This window comes from Micromonospora sp. LOL_025 (genome assembly GCF_048060285.1).
Classification (GTDB): domain Bacteria; phylum Actinomycetota; class Actinomycetes; order Mycobacteriales; family Micromonosporaceae; genus Micromonospora.
The window spans coordinates 47,030-63,392 of the sequence record NZ_JBHMIR010000006.1 but is presented as its reverse complement, the minus strand read 5'-3'; the positions used below and the strand labels follow the sequence as shown (position 1 = coordinate 63,392).

Sequence of the window (16,363 nt, the reverse complement as noted above, 5' to 3'; positions counted from 1 at the left end):
AGGGGGCCGCGCCCGTCGCCGTCGTTCGCCGGCCGCCACGACCGGTCCGGTGCCGGTGGCGCGTCAGGCCCGGGCCATCGCCGGTGCCCCGATGAAGTCCATGATGCTGCGGTTCACCTCGGCCGCGTTCGTCCAGGGGGTGCCGTGCGGGGCGCCCTTCAGGGTGACCAGCTGGCTGCCGGGCAGCATCGGCTGCAGCCGCTGACCCGTCTTCGGGTACGGCAGCACCGCGTCGGAGTCGCCCTGCACGATCAGCACCGGCACGTCGATGCGGGACACGTCGCCCCGGAAGTCGGTCTGCCAGGCGTCCACGCAGTCGTGGGTGCCCTTCGCCGAGGCCCGGGCGCCGATCTCCCAGTGCGCCCGGAACGCCTCCTCGCTGACCAGCTTGCCCTTGTTCTCCTGGTAGTTGAAGAACGCCTCGCAGAAGGTGGTCAGGTAGGCGAACCGGTCGTCGATGATGGCCTGCTGGAAGCCCTGGAAGAGGCTCTTGTCGACGCCCTCCGGGTTGTCCGAGGTCTTCAGCAGGAACGGCGCGAGCGGGGCCAGCAGCACCGCCCGGTCGACCCGCTGCGAGCCGTACACGCCCAGGTAGCGGGTCACCTCGCCGGTGCCCATCGAGTGGCCGACCAGGATCGCGTTCCGCAGGTCCAGCTCCGTCATCAGCACGTCGAGGTCGGCGGCGAACGTGTCGTAGTCGTACCCGGTCGCCGGCTGGGCGGAGTTGCCGAAACCCCGCCGGTCGTACGTGATCGTCCGGTAACCGGCGGCCTGCAACGGCCCGGTCTGCTTCTCCCAGGTCGACCCGCTGAACGGGAAACCGTGGATCAGCACGATCGGCTGACCGGAGCCGTGGTCCTCGTAGTACAGGTCGACGGGGGCGGAGTTCTCCGTCCCCACGGTGATGAAAGGCATGCGCGTCTCCTGGTCACGTGACGGTCGGACGCCCGCGCTTTCCCGCCCCGCCCCCGGTTATGCCGCCGGAGGCGGGCGCCGGGCCCTGCTCAGAGCGCGTACGGCAGGTCCACCACCCGGTCGTCGGTGACCTCGGCCGCGGGCGCCCACGTCTCGTAGACGCCCCGCTCCTGGCACTGCGCCCCGGTCTCCGCCACCGCGTCCGGCCCGGGCCGGCGCAGGCGCAGGCGCAGCCACCCGGACTCCTCCCGCAGCACCAGGCAGGGCACGCCCCGCCAGTCGGCCAGCCGCAGCCGGCGGGCCGCCGACTCCACCGGGTACCGGGCGGCCCGGGTCATCGCCAGCACCCGGAACCCGCCCGGCAGGTCGGCCACCGCCTCGTACTCGCCGCCGGCGTAGCCGCCGACCAGCCGGGTGGAGCGGGGCGCCTCGCCGGTCGGCACGTACTCCTGGTCGGGGGAGAGCCCCGGCACCGCCGCCAGCAGGTGCCGCCACTGCGGGCCGACCATCCGCAGCCAGCCGCGCTGCTCGGCCTGGTAGCCGTAGAGCACCACCTCCACGCCGTCGGACGGGTAGGCGAGCAGGGTGGCGTTCGCCGGCATCGGCAGGTCCGCGAAGTCCCGGGTGACGAACTCCGGGACGAGTTGGGCGCTGCTGGGCACGAAACCCGTGCCGAGCACCGCCCCGCCCAGCCGGTCCCGGGGCGCCAGCGCTGTCAGCCCCCGGTGCGCCCCGCCGACCGGCACGTCGTAGTCGGCCGGGTCGGCGGCCCGCCAGCGCAGCGCGTACGTCACGTCCGCCCCGTCGGGACCGGCCGTGCCGTCGGTGCGCAGCACGGCCGTCGCCGCCGGCGTACGCAGGTGCGCCACGTCGTGCTCGCGGTAGCAGAAGCCGTGCGGGAGCCACCCGCGCACGTAACCGGCGAGCTGCCGCGCGGAGAGCACCTTCACCATCCGGGTGCCCCGCCGCAGCACCGCCGAGGCGCGCACCGCCGCCAGCGTCGGGTCACCGGCCGCCGCCGGCTGCTGGCTGAGCTGCTGCACGTACGCCCAGCCCCGCTCCCGGTGCAGCGGCACCAGCAGCGGGGACTCCGCCTCGTCGCCCGGCTCGGCGGCGGGGTGCACGACGGTGACCTCGGTGGCGTGCACGAACCTGCGCCACGGCAGCGGGACGCCGGGCCGGGGCGCCCAGTCGAAGCCGGGCGCCTCCTCCGCGCTGAACAGTTCGTACGCCGCGCCCCGGGCGATCTCCTCCGCCGGGTACACCACGCCCCCGTACGTCACGCGCGGGCCGTGCCCGCCGGCCTGAGGGGTGCTGGTCACGCCGACGACGCTAGGCGCGCGACGTGCCGCCCCGGTGAACAGGCGGTGGCGTCCCCACGACGCGGGCCACCGGCGGTGTGTGATGCTGGCCGCGATGAGCGAGCCCACCGAAACCCGCAAGCAGCGCGCCGCCCGCCGGGCCGGGGAGTTCCCGCCCGTGCCCGAGCCGCTGCCCCGCCCCGTGCTGGACAGCCACACCCACCTCGACATCACCGTCAGCGAGGCCGGCGTGCCCCCGCAGCCGGGGGCGGACGGGGACCCGGGCGTCGTGCCCGTCGGGGACCCGGTCGCCGTGGCCGTCGCCGTCGCCGCCTCGGTGGGCGTCGACCGGCTGGTGCAGGTCGGGGTGGACGTCGCCTCCTCCCGCTGGGGGGCCGACGTCGCCGACAGCCACCCGGCCGTGCTGGCGACGGTGGCGCTGCACCCGAACGAGGCCCCCCGCCTGCCCGACCTGGACGAGGCGCTGCGCGAGATCGAGGCGCTCGCCGCCCGGGACCGGGTGCGTGGGATCGGCGAGACCGGGATGGACTTCTTCCGCACCGGCGAGGAGGGACGCGCCGTCCAGGAGGAGAGCTTCCGGGCGCACATCGCCATCGCCAAGCGGTACGGCAAGGCCCTGGTCGTCCACGACCGGGACGCGCACGCCGACGTGCTGCGGATCCTCGACGACGAGGGCGCGCCGGAGACCGTGGTGCTGCACTGCTTCTCCGGCGACGCCGACTTCGCCCGCGAGTGCGTCCGCCGGGGCTACCTGCTCAGCTTCGCCGGCACGGTCACCTTCGGCAGCGCCGCCGCGCTGCGGGAGGCCGCCGCGCTGACCCCGGTCGAGCAGATTCTCGTGGAGACCGACGCGCCCTACCTGACCCCGATGCCCCACCGGGGCCGGCCGAACGCCTCGTACCTGATCCCGCTGACCGTACGGTCGCTGGCCGGGACGACCGGCACGGACCTGGACGAACTCTGCGCCGCGATCTCCGCCACCGGCGACCGGGTCTTCGGCCCGTGGTGACCGGGAGGGGCCCTGGCACGCGCGCCCCCGCGACGGCCCGCATAGGCTACGGGGCGTGACCGGTCTCCTCGGCCCGGCGGAGATCCGGGAACTGGCCGCCCGGCTGGGCGTCACCCCCACCAAGAGGCTCGGCCAGAACTTCGTGCACGACCCGAACACCGTCCGGCGCATCGTCACCGCCGCCGGGCTGACCCCGGAAGACGTGGCGCTGGAGGTCGGCCCCGGCCTCGGCTCCCTCACCCTCGCCCTGCTCCCGGCCGCCGCGCACGTGCACGCCGTGGAACTCGACCCGACGCTGGCCGGCGCGCTGCCCGACACCGCCGCCCGGCACGCCGGGTCCGACGCCGCGCGGCTGAGCGTGCACCACGCCGACGCGCTGCGCGTCCGCGCCGCCGAGCTGGCCGACCCGTCGCCGACCGCGCTGGTGGCGAACCTGCCCTACAACGTGGCCGTGCCGGTGGTGCTGCACCTGCTCGCCGAGCTGCCCAGCCTGCGCCACGGGCTGGTGATGGTGCAGAAGGAGGTCGCCGACCGGCTCGTCGCCGGCCCCGGCTCCAAGGTGTACGGCGTGCCGTCGGTGAAGCTCGCCTGGTACGCCTCGGCCCGCGCCGCCGGGAAGGTCCCGCCGAACGTCTTCTGGCCGGTGCCGAACGTCGACTCCGGACTGGTCGCCTTCGCCCGCCGCGAGCCGCCCCGCGCCGACGTACCCCGGGAACGGGTCTTCGCCGTGGTGGACGCGGCCTTCGCGCAGCGCCGCAAGACCCTGCGCGCCGCGCTGGCCGGCTGGGCCGGCGGCGCGGACCGGGCGGCCGAGGCGCTCACCGCCGCCGGCGTCGACCCCGGCGCACGGGGGGAGTCGCTCACCGTCGCGCAGTTCGCCGCCATCGCCGCGTCGGCCCCGGCCGCCCCACCCGCCGCGCAGTAGGCTGACGCCCGTGACCGAGGCCTGGGGACCGGACGACGAGGACGAGCAGCGGCGGCGCGGAGCCAGCGGACCGGTGCGGGTCCGGGTGCCCGCCAAGGTCAACCTGCACCTCGGGGTGGGGCCGCTGCGGCGCGACGGCTACCACGAGCTGAACACCGTTTACCACGCGATCTCCATCTACGACGAGCTGACCGCGCGTCGTGGCGACACGCTCACCCTCACCATGGAGGGCGAGGGCACCGGCGAGCTGGCACTGGACGACACCAACCTGGCCATCCGGGCGGCCCACGCCCTCGCCGGCTACGCCGGGGTGCCTCCGCACGCCCGGCTGCACCTGCGCAAGCAGATCCCGCTGGCCGGTGGGCTGGCCGGGGGCAGCGCCGACGCGGCCGCGGCGCTGGTCGCCTGCGACACGCTCTGGGGGACCGGGCTGTCCCGCGACGAGCTGGCCCGGATCGCCGCCGACCTCGGCTCCGACGTGCCGTTCCTGATCCACGGCGGCACCGCGCTCGGCACCGGCCGGGGCGAGTCCGTCAGCCCCGTGCTGGCCCGCCCCACCACCTGGCACTGGGTGGTGGCCGTGGCCGACGGCGGCCTCTCCACCCCGGCCGCCTACCGGGAACTGGACCGGCTCCGCGAGGCCGGCGCCGCCGGCGCGCCGCTGGGCAGCACCGACGCGCTCTTCGCCGCGCTGCGCCAGCGGGACCCGCGGGTGCTCGCCGCGGCCCTCGGCAACGACCTCCAGGACGCCGCCCTGGCCATGCGCCCGTCGCTGGCGGAGACGCTGAAGGCCGGCGAGGCGGCCGACGCGCTGGCCGGCATCGTCTCCGGTTCGGGGCCGACCTGCGTCTTCCTCGCGGCGGACGCCGCCGACGCCGAGCGCATCGCCGCGGAGTTGACGTCCGCCGACGTGTGCCGCGAGGCGCGCACCGCCCACGGGCCGGTACCCGGCGCGCGGATCGCCTGACCAGCCCACCCTTCCCCGATCCCGCGCGCCCGGCCCTCCGGTACCGCCTCTCCCGGCGGGATCGCGGGAGCCCGCGCCCGGCGGCCGGCGGGGCGGTCCGCGTACGCTGGGAGGCTCAGGCGTCCCAGGTGCCGGCCGGCACCGGGACGCCTTGATCATGGGAGGTGAGGTCGTGGCCAACATCGTCAACCTGGACCGGGTGTCCAAGGGCTACGGGGCCGCCGGGCCGCTGCTCACCGACGTCTCGCTCGGCCTGGACGACGCCGACCGGATCGGCGTGGTCGGCCTCAACGGCGCCGGCAAGTCCACGCTGCTGCGGCTGCTCACCCGGATCGAGGAACCGGACGACGGGCGGGTCACCCACCGCCGCGACCTGCGGGTCGCCTGGCTGCCGCAGAGCCTCCAGCTCGCCCCCGACGCCACCGTCCGGGACGTGGTGCTCGGCACCGCCTGGCTCGGCGAGAGCATGGGCGCCGAGCACGAGTGGGCCGGCGACGCCGGGGTCCGGGCCATCCTCGACGGCCTCGGCATGCCCCACCTCGGCCTCGACCAGCCCGTCGGCCCGATGTCCGGCGGCGAGCGGCGGCGGGTCGCGCTGGCCGCGCTGCTCGTCCGCGAGTCCGACCTGCTCATCCTCGACGAGCCCACCAACCACCTCGACGTCGGCGGCGTCGACTGGCTGGCGAAGTACCTCGTCGGCCGCAAGGGCGCCCTGGTCGTGGTCACCCACGACCGGTGGTTCCTCGACGCCGTCTGCACCACCACCTGGGAGGTCGCCGACCAGACCGTCCGGGCGTACGAGGGCGGCTTCGCGGCCTGGACCCTCGCCCGGGTCGAGCGGGAGCGGGTCGCCGCGGCCACCGAGGCCCGCCGGCAGAACTTGCTCCGCAAGGAGATCGCCTGGCTGCGGCGCGGGCCGCCCGCCCGCACCTCCAAGCCGCGCTTCCGCATCGACGCCGCCAATGCGCTCATCGCCGACGTCCCGCCGGCGCGCGACACCATGTCGCTGCAACGGCTCGCCACCGCCCGGCTCGGCAAGCAGGTGTACGACCTCGAGCACGTCACCCTGCACGCCGGCCCGAAGGAGATCCTGCGCGACGTCACCTGGCAGGTCGGCCCCGGCGACCGGATCGCCGTCCTCGGCCGCAACGGGGCGGGCAAGACCACCCTGCTGCGGATGCTGGCCGGCATCACCCGCCCCGACGGTGGGCGCTTCGCCACCGGCTCGACCGTCCGGCCGGCCTTCCTCTCCCAGGAGCTGGCCGAGCTGCCCGGCCACCTGCGCGTGCTCGAAGCGGTGGAGGAGGTCGCCCGGCGGGTGCAGCTCGGCGACCGGGAGGTCTCCGCCGCCCAGCTCGCCGAGGTCTTCGGCTTCGACGACCGGCGGCTCTGGACGCCGGTCAGCGACCTCTCCGGCGGCGAGCGTCGCCGGTTGCAGATGCTCCGGCTGCTCGCCGGGGAGCCGAACGTGCTGCTGTTCGACGAGCCCACCAACGACCTGGACACCGACACCCTCGCCGCGCTGGAGGACCTGCTCGACTCCTGGCCCGGCACCGTCATCGTGGCCAGCCACGACCGGTACCTCATCGAGCGGGTCACCGACGTCGCGTACGGGATGTTCGGCGACGGCCGGCTGGTGCACCTGCCCGGCGGCGTCGACGAGTACCTCGCCCGGGCCGCCGGCCAACCCGGCCCCGCGATGCCGGAGACGGCCCCCGGGGCCGGCGCCGACACCCCCGCCGCGACCGGCATGTCCGCCGCCGAGGCGCGGCAGGCCCGCAAGGAACTGGCCCGGCTGGAACGGCAGGTCGCCAAGCTGGAGCAGAAGGAGGCGACGCTGCTCGACCAGCTCGCCACGCACGCCACCGACTACGCCAGGGTCGCCGAACTCGACGCCCAGCTCAAGGAGCTGCGGGCCGAGCGGGAGCGGACCGAGGAGTCCTGGCTGGCCCTGGCCGACGAGATCCCGGCGATCTGAGCCGTTCCCCTGTCGCGGCGCCGCAGGGGGAGGCCCCCGTGTGCGGCGTCACACCCCGGGGTGCGGGACAATCGTCGGCGACCCCTCACCCGAACGGCGTTGGAGACTCAGACATGGCCCACACCCCCGTCAACCACCCCGCGCGGCCGGTCTACCGGGCGATCGGCGGGCTGACCGGTCTGTACCTGGTGGCCTTCGGCGTGCTCGGCATCATCGCGAGCGCCGGCAACGAGGCCCTCGCCCAGGATGACACCCAGGTCCTCGGCCAGGGCACGAACCTCGGTTTCTCGCTGCTCAGCGTCCTGCTGGGGGCCGCGGTGCTGGCCGGCACCGCGATCGGCCGCAACATCGACGTCATGATCAACCAGTGGCTGGCGTACGCCCTCATGGTGATCAGCCTCGCCGGTCTCGCCTTCATCCAGACCGAGGCCAACATCTTCAACTTCAGCATCTTCACCGTCATCGCGCTGATGGTGGTCAGCCTGGTCCTGCTGATGGTCGGCATGTACGGCAAGGTCGGCTCGGAGGAGGATCAGGAGGCCTGGCAGAAGGCCCGCCTCGTGCTCTGAGTGGTTCGGTGGGTCTTCGCCGGAGCCCGACCCGCTCCGGGCGGTCAGGCTCGATTCCCGCGCGGGTCGGGCTCCGGCGAAAACCGACGTGGTCCCGCTCCGTCCCGGCCGTCGCGGCCCGGTGGGGCGGGATCTTCGTTGTTCCGCCTGTTGTCGGGCGGTTTGGCGGACGGTTGACCTCCTCCGAGGGACAATCGGGGTGAATGTCCTGATTGATGGAGGGGTCATGCCGCACTTTCCCGTGAACCATCCGGCGCGGCCGGTCTACCGGGTCCTCGCCGGCCTGGTGGGGCTCTACATCCTGGTCTTCGGGGTCTGGGGCGTCGCCCTGACGGCGGGCGACCCCCTCTTCGACCGGGGCGACAACTGGGCCCTCGGGCTCCGCACCAACCTGGCCTTCTCGCTGGCCTCCGTCGCCTTCGGGATCGTGCTCATCGTCGGGGCGTCACGGCGCGGCAACCTCGGCCACTACATGAACCTGACCGCCGGGGTGGTCTTCCTGGTCACCAGCATCCTCATGATGGCCGTGCTCCAGACCGAGGCCAACTTCCTCAACTTCTCGATGTCGACGGTGATCGTGTCGATGCTCTTCGGCCTGCTCCTGCTCGGCACCGGCCTGTACGACAAGGTCGGCACCGACGAGCACGCCGAGGAGGAACGGCGGCTCCGGCACCACCCGGTCTCCGAGGCCCACGGCCGCTGACCGACGCCAGGGTCAGCGGCCCCGCACCGTGATCAGGGTCGGCTTCGCCTCCAGGTGCGACAGCCCGCTCCAGGCCAGGTTGACCAGGTGCGCCGCCACCGTCTCCTTGCGTGGCTTGCGCACCTCCAGCCACCAGCGGCCGGTCAGCGCCACCATCCCCACCAGCGCCTGCGAGTAGAGCTCGGCCAGCTTCGGGTCGTAGCCCCGGCTGGAGAACTCGGCGCCCAGGATGTGCTCCACCTGGTGCGCCACGTCGTTCATCACGCTGCTGAAGTTGCCCGCCGCCGACAGCACCGGCGACTCCCGTACCAGCACCCGGAAGCCGCTGGTCTCCTCCTCGATGTACGTCAGCAGGGCCAGCGCCGCCTGCTCCAGCAACTCGCGCGGGTGCCCGGCGGTGAGGGCCGTGGTGATCCGCTCCAGCAGGGCGCGGACCTCCCGGTCCACCACCACCGCGTAGAGCCCCTCCTTGCCGCCGAAGTGCTCGTAGACCACCGGCTTGGAGACCTTGGCGCGGGCCGCCACCTCCTCGATGGAGGTGGCGTCGAAGCCGCGCTCGGCGAAGATCTGCCGGGCGATCGAGATCAGCTGCTCCCGGCGCTGGGCCGCCGACATGCGTACGCGTGAGGAGGGTTTGGGAGCCGGGGCGGGAACCGCCCGCCGCCGGCCTGTCGTGCCGTCGCTGCCAGGGACATCCGCCATGTTCTCGTCACTCCGCCGGCGCTCGGTGACGCCCTGTCGTCCGATGGTGCCGCCGCCGTGCTGGGTCACGTCGCCCCCTCGCCGGTCGTCGGTCGGGTGGCGCCGCCGCCCCCTGCGACCGTATCCGCGGCGGGCCCGCCCCCGTGCCGCCGGGCCGCCCGGCGTCGCACCCGCTTCGCTCGGTCACCCGGCCATCCTGCCAGGCGACCTCCGCGCCCATCGCCCGCTCTACCGCCCGGTGACCGGTTCGACGAGCTTCGCCGCGATGCGCTCGGGCTTCGGCCAGCGCACGTCCCACGCCGCGCCGAGCTTCTCGAACAGCCAGATCACCCGGGCCGAGATGTCCACCTGGCCGCGCAGTACGCCGTGCCTGGCGCTGGTCGGGTCGGCGTGGTGCAGGTTGTGCCAGCTCTCGCCGAACGACACGATCGCCAGCGGCCAGAAGTTCGACGCGCGGTCGCCCTGGCGCATCGCGAACGGCCGCTCCCCGTAGACGTGGCAGACGGAGTTGATGGACCAGGTCACGTGGTGCAGGAGTGCGATGCGCACCAGGCCGGCCCAGAAGAGCGCGGACAAGGCTCCCCGCCACGACCAGGTGAGCAGGCCGCCCATCAGCGTGGGGCCGAGCACCGAGACCACCACCAGCAGCGGAAACAGCCGGTCGACCCGGTTGATGTCCCGGTCGGCGAGCAGGTCCGGGGCGAACCGCCTCCGGTTGGACAGCTCGCGGCCGAAGAGCCAGCCGACGTGCGCGTGGAACAGGCCCTTCGTCAGGCCGCGGACGCTCTCCCCGAACCGCCACGGCGAGTGCGGGTCGCCCTCCAGGTCGGAGAAGGCGTGGTGGCGCCGGTGGTCGGCCACCCACTGGATGATCTCGCCCTGCACCGCCAGCGAGCCGGACACCGCCAGCGCGATCCGCAGCCAGCGCTTCGCCTTGAACGACCCGTGGGTGAAGTACCGGTGGTAGCCGACCGTGATGCCCAGCCCGGAGACCACGTACCAGAACCCGGCGACGGCCACGTCGGTCCAGCTCAGCCAGCCACCCCAGGCGACCGGTACGGCGGCGAGGAGGGCCAGGAAGGGGATCACCACGAACGCCCAGAGGGCGATGAGGATGCCCCGCGACTGGGTGCCCTGGGTGAGGGGCTTCGGGCCGGCGGTCGGGTCGAGGGACGTGGCGGACATGGCACCTCGCAGAGGGACGCGATGATCACTAAGTTACGCCTACGTCACCGTAACTTAGGTTCCCCGCGCGCGCATGGGACAGCGTCGGGGATGAATGTCCCAGGTGTCGTACGTCCGTTCTGAGCTGCTGCTCATGACCGATCCGATCGCTGACGAGGTGCGGCGGCTGCGCACCGCCGAGCAGCTCTCCGTCAACGACAGCGCGAGCGTGCGGCCGGCCTGGTCGGGTCCCTTGCCGACCGGGCCGTCCCCCGCTGTCGCGTCAGCATCCACGAGACGGCCGACCTCGACGCGGCGGTGAAATGGTGGGTGCGGAAACTCGATCTGCCGGTCGGGCGTTTCCAGCGCGCCAATCTCAAGAAACACCGTGCGGCCACGGTGCGGCGCAACGTCGGGGACGACTATCGTGGCTGCCTGGTGATCACCGTGCCCGCAGCCGCGAGCTCTACCGGCGGATCGAAGGTATGATCGCCGAGCTGTTCCAGACCGTCGGGCGACGCGAACCGGAATTGACGGCAAGCGACGCTTGACATTTTATGGGGTGTGGGGTAACGGCAACCCGCAGGCCTTTGGAGCCTTGAGCTCCTGGTTCGAATCCAGGCACCCCAGCTCACACCGCATCTCCCGGCATTCGTGTGGCCGTGCCGAACGGCGGCTCGCCGTCTGGTTAGCATGGCCGCGAGACTGTTCGCCGTCCCGACGGGAGCCCGTGTCGTGTCCCAGCCCCACCTCCGCACCGTTGTCGTGCTCGCCGCCGGTGAGGGCAAGCGGATGAAGTCGGCGCTGCCCAAGGTGCTGCACCCGCTGCTCGGTCGTACCCTCGTCGGCCACGTGCTCGCCGCCGCCGCGCCGCTGGCCGCGGACCGCACCGTGGTCGTGGTGGGCCACGGCGCCGACCAGGTCCGCGCGCACCTCGCCGAGATCGCCCCCGACGCCACCCCGGTGCTCCAGGCCGAGCAGCTCGGCACCGGGCACGCCGTCCGGATCGCGCTGGACGCCGCGCCGGAGGCCACCGGCACCGTCGTCGTCATCAACGGCGACGTGCCGCTGCTGCGCCCGGAGACGGTGGCCGCGCTCGTGGAGGCGCACGAGGGCGCGGGCGCGGCGGCGACCGTGCTCGCCGCCGAGGTGCCCGACCCGACCGGCCTGGGCCGGATCGTGCGCGACGCCGACGGGCGGCTCGAGCAGATCGTCGAGGAGCGCGACGCGACCGGGGCGCAGCGGGCGATCCGGGAGATCAACGCCGGCATCTACGCGTTCGACGCCGCCCGGCTGCGCGACGCGCTGGGCAAGCTGTCGACCGACAACGACCAGGGCGAGGAGTACCTGACCGACGTCTTCGCCCTGCTGGGCTCGGCCGGCGAGCCGGTGGCGGTGCACGTGGCGGCGGACCACGTGGAGACGCTGGGCTGCAACGACCGGGTCGAGCTGGCCGCCCTGCGCCGGCTGCTGCGCGACCGGGTCAACGAGGCGTGGATGCGTACCGGGGTCAGCCTGCTCGACCCGGACACCACCTGGATCGACGTGACGGTCGCGCTGGACCGGGACGCCGTGGTCGACCAGAACACCCAGCTGCGCGGCGGCACGGTGGTCGGCACGGGCGCCGTGGTCGGGCCGGACGTGACGCTGATCGACACCGTCGTCGGCCCGGGCGCCACGGTGCTGCGCAGCCACGCGGTGGGCGCGGAGGTCGGTCCGGGCGCCAGCGTCGGGCCGTACGCGTACCTGCGGCCGGACGCCCGGCTGGCCGAGAAGGCCAAGGTCGGCACGTTCGTCGAGGTGAAGAACTCGGAGGTGGGCGCGGGCGCGAAGGTGCCGCACCTGTCGTACGTGGGGGACGCGACGATCGGCGCGAAGGCGAACATCGGCGCGGCGACGATCTTCGTGAACTACGACGGGGTGAACAAGCACCGCACCACGGTCGGTGAGGCCGCGTTCATCGGCTGCGACACGAGCCTCATCGCACCCGTCGAGGTGGGCGCCGGGGCGTACGTGGCGGCGGGCAGCGCGATCACGCAGGACGTGCCGCCGGGTGCGCTCGGGGTGACCCGTGCGCCGCAGCGCAGCATCGACGGCTGGGTGGCCCGCAAGCGGGCCGGTACGGCCTCGGCGGAGGCGGCGGCGCGGGCCCGGGCGGCCGACGAGGATGCGTCGGCGCCGGGATCCCGGGCAAGTGAAGGTGAGGCAATCCACGGGGATGCCGAGCCGGTCGGGTCGGCCTCGGGGGCGGGGGATACTGCAACCGAATAGTCCCCGGCCCACCACCACCGCCGGGTACCACCGACCAACGGGAGCAGACGGGCCCATGGGCAGCATCGTCGCCGAAAACCGCAAGAGCCTGATGCTTTTTTCCGGACGTGGCTTTCCGGAGTTGGCCAAGGAGATCGGTGAGGTGCTCGGCGTCGCGCCGACGCCGGCCGACGCGTACGAGTTCGCCAACGGTGAGATCTTCGTACGGTTCAAGGACTCGGTGCGCGGTTCGGACGCCTTCGTGGTGCAGTCCGTCACGCACGGGGTGAACACGTGGGTCATGGAGACCCTCATCATGATCGACGCGCTGAAGCGCGGTTCGGCCAAGCGGATCACCGTGGTGCTGCCGTTCTACCCGTACGCCCGGCAGGACAAGAAGCACCGCGGCCGGGAGCCGATCTCGGCCCGGCTGGTGGCGGACCTGCTGAAGACGGCCGGGGCGAACCGGATCCTGACCGTCGACCTGCACACCGCGCAGATCCAGGGCTTCTTCGACGGCCCCGTCGACCACCTCTTCGCGATGGACATCCTCGCCGAGTACGTCGAGCACAAGTACGCCGGCCGCCCGATGACGGTGGTCGCGCCGGACTCGGGCCGGGTGCGGGTGGCGGAGCGGTGGACGGACCGGTTGGGTGGCTGCCCGCTGGCGTTCATCCACAAGACCCGGGACCCGCTGAAGCCGAACCAGGTGGTGGCGAACCGGGTGGTCGGTGAGGTCGAGGGGCGGGTCTGCCTGGTCGTCGACGACATGATCGACACGGGCGGCACGATCTGCAAGGCGGCGGACATCCTCCGGGGGTCCGGCGCGGCGGACGTCATCGTCGCCTCGACCCACGCGCTGCTCTCCGACCCGGCTACCGAGCGGCTGAAGAACAGCCCGATCAGCGAGGTCGTGGTGACCAACACGCTGCCGCTGCCGCCGGAGAAGCAGCTCGACAAGATCACCGTGCTGTCGATCGCGCCGCTGCTGGCGCGGGCGATCCGTGAGGTCTTCGACGACGGCTCGGTGACCACCCTCTTCGGTGGCCTGAGCTGACCGTCTGACGCCGGGCCGGACGGTGCCGCCGCCCCCGGTCCGGCGTCGGCCGCCCGGCGGCGGCGTCGCCGCGCGCCGCCCGGCCGTCGGCGCGGAGGCCGCACCGGCGACCCCGGCGGCGTCGCCGCGCGGCGCCCGGCGGCGGGCGTCGACGGGGCAGGCCCGGATCGCGCTGCGGGCCTGCGGGAACGGTGATAAGGGGACTGCCGGAACGCGCGGAAACAGCTCGGGTAGACTGGTGCGGTTGCCACGGCGAGGGTGCCCGGCGGGCCGCTGAGAAGCGCCGCACGGAGGCACCGTCATCGACGCGGTGCTCCGGGCAGTCGTTCTCGACGCATGAGCCCCAGCGAGCCCCTCGCCCCAGCACCGCCAGACGACAAGCCGCCGCAGCGAAAGCATCAGGAGTTTCCCCGTGTCCGAGGTAAAGATCAGCGCCGAGCCCCGTACCGAGTTCGGCAAGGGTGGTGCCCGTCGTACCCGCCGGGCCGGCAAGGTGCCCGCCGTGCTTTACGGCCACGGCGAGAAGCCCAAGCACATCGCGCTGCCGTCCCGTGAGTTCGCCGCCGCGATCCGCAAGGGCGGCGCCAACCAGCTCTTCGCGATCGAGGTCAGCGACGGCACCCAGGTGCTGGCGCTGCCGAAGGCGATCCAGCGTGACCCGATCAAGGACACCTTCGAGCACGTGGACCTGCTGCTGGTCCGCCGGGGCGAGAAGGTCACCGTCGAGGTCCCGGTCCAGCTGACCGGCGAGGCCGCGAAGGACACCCTGATCGTGCACGACCACGACACCCTGTCGGTCACCGCCGACGCCACCAGGGTGCCGGACCACCTGGAGGCCTCGATCGAGGGCATGGAGGCCGGCACCCAGGTCACCGCCGGCGACGTGGAGCTGCCGGCCGGCGTCGAGCTGGCCGCCGACTCGGAGCAGACCGTCGCCTCGGTGACGGCCGCGCCGACCGCCGAGCAGCTCGAGGCCACCCTCCCCGAGGTCGAGGAGGCCGCCGAGGAGGCCGAGGCCGGTGTCGGCGAGGAGGCCGCCGAGGCCGCCGAGGCGCCGGCCGCGGAGGGCGAGGAGAACGCCGAGGCGAAGACCGAGGCCTGACCGGTCCGCATCGTTGCGACAGGCGTCCCCGCGCGGTCGGGGGCGCCTGTCGGCGTATCGGTGTCCGGGCGGGCGGGTGACGGCGAGCAGCGGGAGGGGCGGGGCGTGACGGACGAGACGGGGCCGTGGCTGGTGGTCGGCCTGGGCAACCCGGGTCGGGAGTACGCCGGCAACCGGCACAACGTCGGCTTCATGGTGGCCGACCTGCTGGCGGGCCGGCTCGGCGCGAAGTTCGGTCGGCACAAGCGGGCGGTGGCGGAGGTCGCCGAGGGGCGGCTCGGGTTCGGCGGGCCGAAGCTGGTGCTGGTCAAGCCGCTGACGTACATGAACCTCTCCGGTGGGCCGGTGACCGGCCTGGCCCAGTTCCACAAGGTGCCGCCGGGCCGGGTGGTCGCGGTGCACGACGAGCTGGACATCGGCTACGGCCAGCTGCGGGTGAAGTGCGGCGGTGGCGAGGGCGGGCACAACGGCCTGCGGTCGATGTCGAAGTCGCTGGGCACGAAGGAGTACGTCCGGGTGCGGTTCGGCATCGGTCGGCCGCCGGGGCGGCAGGACCCGGCGGACTACGTACTGTCGGATTTCGGCGCGGCCGAGCGCAAGGAGCTGGAGTTCCTGGTGGACCGGGCCGCGGATGTGGTGGAGTCGGTGATCACCAGGGGCGTGGAGCCGACGCAGAACCTCTACCACGGGGTGTGAGCGCCGGATCGGGCGCCGGGGGCCGGTAGTCTTCGCCTTTCGGCGCGACGCGACCGTCGGGGCGGGTCGTCGGCGGCGGCGTGCCGGGCGTGGAGCACCGCGAGGCGACGGGAGCAGGAGTCATGGGCAGTCCTCCGACGATCGACGGCGCTTTCGCCCGGTGGCTGGCGGCGCGGGCCGGTCAGGCGCTGCTGGCCCTGCGGTCCGAGATGGGCTTCGCCGACGCGGGAGCGTTGAAGTCGGCGGGCGACAAGGTCTCGCACGACCTGATCCGCACCGAGCTGGCGAAGTGGCGGCCGGGTGACGCGGTCCTCTCCGAGGAGGACGAGGGTTCGCGGCTGGCGTGGGCGGCGGAGGTGAACGCCGAGGCGGTGTCCCGGCTGACCGCCGACCGGGTGTGGATCGTCGACCCGCTGGACGGCACCCGGGAGTTCTCCGAGGAGGGCCGTTCGGACTGGGCGGTGCACGTGGCGCTCTGGGCGCGTGACGCGCCGACGCCGCACGGGCTGGTGGCGGGCGCGGTGGGGCTGCCGGCGCAGCAACGGGTGCTGGGCACCGACTATCCGCCGGCGTACCCGCCGCTGACCCTGGAGGCGGCGGCGGCCCCCGGCGGGCGGACGATCCGCCTGGCGGCGAGCCGGAGCCGGCCGCCGGTGTTCCTGACCGACCTGGCGGAGGACGTCGGGGCGCACCTGGTGCCGATGGGCTCGGCCGGGGCGAAGATCGCCGCGGTGGTCACCGGCGAGGTGGACGCCTACATCCACGCGGGCGGCCAGTACGAGTGGGACTCGGCCGCGCCGGTCGCTGTGGCGACGGCCACCGGGCTGCACGCTTCCCGGATCGACGGTTCTGCGCTGAGATACAACGAGGCGGATCCGCGCCTGCCCGACCTGCTGGTCTGCCGCAAGGATCTCGCCAGTCGGTTGCTTGCAGCGTTGCAGCGTCATTCCGGGTAGCCTGATCGGCACTTCTTGGCATGCCCGACCGGAAAGGTCTGGAATACG

Annotated in this window: 16 protein-coding genes and 1 tRNA gene; 12 read left to right on the top strand and 5 right to left on the bottom strand. The window is 73.6% G+C overall.

The annotated features are described in order from the left end of the window. Positions 1 to 63: 63 nt before the first annotated feature. Positions 64 to 915 (bottom strand): alpha/beta fold hydrolase, encoded by an 852-nt coding sequence (locus ACFHW0_RS10460; RefSeq protein WP_416607076.1) that lies wholly within the window; start codon positions 913 to 915, stop codon positions 64 to 66. A gap of 89 nt (positions 916 to 1,004) precedes the next feature. After that, positions 1,005 to 2,237, bottom strand: a complete 1,233-nt coding sequence (locus tag ACFHW0_RS10455; protein ID WP_416607075.1) for a hypothetical protein — start codon at positions 2,235 to 2,237, stop codon at positions 1,005 to 1,007. A gap of 82 nt (positions 2,238 to 2,319) precedes the next feature. Here ACFHW0_RS10455 and ACFHW0_RS10450 point away from each other — a divergent pair, with 82 nt between their 5' ends. The 6 genes from ACFHW0_RS10450 to ACFHW0_RS10425 all read left to right on the top strand — a co-directional run bounded on the left by ACFHW0_RS10450 (position 2,320) and on the right by ACFHW0_RS10425 (position 8,388). Beyond that, positions 2,320 to 3,246 carry a TatD family hydrolase gene (locus ACFHW0_RS10450; protein WP_416607074.1) on the top strand — a complete coding sequence of 309 codons (927 nt, stop codon included), beginning with the start codon at positions 2,320 to 2,322 and terminating at the stop codon, positions 3,244 to 3,246. A gap of 55 nt (positions 3,247 to 3,301) precedes the next feature. Continuing rightward, positions 3,302 to 4,171 (top strand): 16S rRNA (adenine(1518)-N(6)/adenine(1519)-N(6))-dimethyltransferase RsmA, encoded by an 870-nt coding sequence (rsmA, locus tag ACFHW0_RS10445; RefSeq protein WP_416607073.1) that lies wholly within the window; start codon positions 3,302 to 3,304, stop codon positions 4,169 to 4,171. A 10-nt stretch (positions 4,172 to 4,181) separates the two neighbouring features. Continuing rightward, on the top strand, positions 4,182 to 5,138 hold the full coding sequence (locus tag ACFHW0_RS10440) for a 4-(cytidine 5'-diphospho)-2-C-methyl-D-erythritol kinase (RefSeq protein WP_416607072.1): 957 nt from the start codon (positions 4,182 to 4,184) through the stop codon (positions 5,136 to 5,138). Between the two features lie 172 nt (positions 5,139 to 5,310). Next, complete coding sequence (locus ACFHW0_RS10435; RefSeq protein ID WP_416607071.1) at positions 5,311 to 7,116, top strand: ABC-F family ATP-binding cassette domain-containing protein; 1,806 nt, start codon at positions 5,311 to 5,313, stop codon at positions 7,114 to 7,116. A gap of 113 nt (positions 7,117 to 7,229) precedes the next feature. Continuing rightward, positions 7,230 to 7,685 carry a DUF4383 domain-containing protein gene (locus ACFHW0_RS10430; RefSeq protein ID WP_416607070.1) on the top strand — a complete coding sequence of 152 codons (456 nt, stop codon included), beginning with the start codon at positions 7,230 to 7,232 and terminating at the stop codon, positions 7,683 to 7,685. Between the two features lie 226 nt (positions 7,686 to 7,911). Further along, positions 7,912 to 8,388: a DUF4383 domain-containing protein gene (locus ACFHW0_RS10425; protein ID WP_121396693.1), complete on the top strand. Its 477-nt coding sequence runs from the start codon at positions 7,912 to 7,914 to the stop codon at positions 8,386 to 8,388. Between the two features lie 12 nt (positions 8,389 to 8,400). Here the strand turns inward: ACFHW0_RS10425 and ACFHW0_RS10420 are convergent, their stop codons facing one another. The 3 genes from ACFHW0_RS10420 to ACFHW0_RS10410 all read right to left on the bottom strand — a co-directional run bounded on the left by ACFHW0_RS10420 (position 8,401) and on the right by ACFHW0_RS10410 (position 10,641). Continuing rightward, on the bottom strand, positions 8,401 to 9,090 hold the full coding sequence (locus ACFHW0_RS10420) for a TetR family transcriptional regulator (RefSeq protein ID WP_416607308.1): 690 nt from the start codon (positions 9,088 to 9,090) through the stop codon (positions 8,401 to 8,403). Positions 9,091 to 9,318: 228 nt separating this feature from the next. Continuing rightward, entirely contained in the window at positions 9,319 to 10,275 is a 957-nt protein-coding gene (locus ACFHW0_RS10415; RefSeq protein ID WP_416607069.1) for an acyl-CoA desaturase, read from the bottom strand. Positions 10,276 to 10,329: 54 nt separating this feature from the next. Further along, positions 10,330 to 10,641, bottom strand: coding sequence for a hypothetical protein (locus ACFHW0_RS10410; RefSeq protein ID WP_416607068.1), 312 nt, complete (start codon positions 10,639 to 10,641; stop codon positions 10,330 to 10,332). Positions 10,642 to 10,812: 171 nt separating this feature from the next. On the opposite strand from ACFHW0_RS10410, the gene ACFHW0_RS10405 reads away from it, so the two are divergent. The 6 genes from ACFHW0_RS10405 to ACFHW0_RS10380 all read left to right on the top strand — a co-directional run bounded on the left by ACFHW0_RS10405 (position 10,813) and on the right by ACFHW0_RS10380 (position 16,315). Next, positions 10,813 to 10,884: transfer RNA gene (locus tag ACFHW0_RS10405), tRNA-Gln, on the top strand. Between the two features lie 105 nt (positions 10,885 to 10,989). After that, the gene (gene glmU, locus ACFHW0_RS10400) at positions 10,990 to 12,525 is read left to right on the top strand and encodes a bifunctional UDP-N-acetylglucosamine diphosphorylase/glucosamine-1-phosphate N-acetyltransferase GlmU (RefSeq protein WP_370040046.1); all 1,536 of its coding nucleotides are present in this window, start codon (positions 10,990 to 10,992) and stop codon (positions 12,523 to 12,525) included. 55 nt (positions 12,526 to 12,580) lie between these two features. Then, positions 12,581 to 13,561, top strand: a complete 981-nt coding sequence (locus ACFHW0_RS10395; RefSeq protein WP_416607067.1) for a ribose-phosphate diphosphokinase — start codon at positions 12,581 to 12,583, stop codon at positions 13,559 to 13,561. Positions 13,562 to 13,973: 412 nt separating this feature from the next. Next, the gene (locus ACFHW0_RS10390) at positions 13,974 to 14,663 is read left to right on the top strand and encodes a 50S ribosomal protein L25/general stress protein Ctc (protein ID WP_416607066.1); all 690 of its coding nucleotides are present in this window, start codon (positions 13,974 to 13,976) and stop codon (positions 14,661 to 14,663) included. 105 nt (positions 14,664 to 14,768) lie between these two features. Further along, positions 14,769 to 15,359 (top strand): aminoacyl-tRNA hydrolase, encoded by a 591-nt coding sequence (gene pth / locus ACFHW0_RS10385; protein WP_416607065.1) that lies wholly within the window; start codon positions 14,769 to 14,771, stop codon positions 15,357 to 15,359. 122 nt (positions 15,360 to 15,481) lie between these two features. Beyond that, a complete protein-coding gene (locus ACFHW0_RS10380) occupies positions 15,482 to 16,315 on the top strand; it encodes an inositol monophosphatase family protein (RefSeq protein ID WP_416607064.1) in 834 nt (277 codons plus the stop codon). The last annotated feature ends 48 nt before the right edge of the window (positions 16,316 to 16,363 follow it).

What these genes read in the sequence shown, in the direction of transcription:
- ACFHW0_RS10460 (WP_416607076.1), bottom strand. Translation starts at nt 915, where the DNA reads ATGCCTTTCATCACCGTGGGGACGGAGAACTCCGCCCCCGTCGACCTG.
- ACFHW0_RS10380 (WP_416607064.1), top strand. Translation starts at nt 15,482, where the DNA reads ATGGGCAGTCCTCCGACGATCGACGGCGCTTTCGCCCGGTGGCTGGCG.
- ACFHW0_RS10430 (WP_416607070.1), top strand. Translation starts at nt 7,230, where the DNA reads ATGGCCCACACCCCCGTCAACCACCCCGCGCGGCCGGTCTACCGGGCG.
- ACFHW0_RS10425 (WP_121396693.1), top strand. Translation starts at nt 7,912, where the DNA reads ATGCCGCACTTTCCCGTGAACCATCCGGCGCGGCCGGTCTACCGGGTC.
- ACFHW0_RS10420 (WP_416607308.1), bottom strand. Translation starts at nt 9,090, where the DNA reads ATGGCGGATGTCCCTGGCAGCGACGGCACGACAGGCCGGCGGCGGGCG.
- ACFHW0_RS10450 (WP_416607074.1), top strand. Translation starts at nt 2,320, where the DNA reads ATGCTGGCCGCGATGAGCGAGCCCACCGAAACCCGCAAGCAGCGCGCC.
- ACFHW0_RS10395 (WP_416607067.1), top strand. Translation starts at nt 12,581, where the DNA reads ATGGGCAGCATCGTCGCCGAAAACCGCAAGAGCCTGATGCTTTTTTCC.
- ACFHW0_RS10415 (WP_416607069.1), bottom strand. Translation starts at nt 10,275, where the DNA reads ATGTCCGCCACGTCCCTCGACCCGACCGCCGGCCCGAAGCCCCTCACC.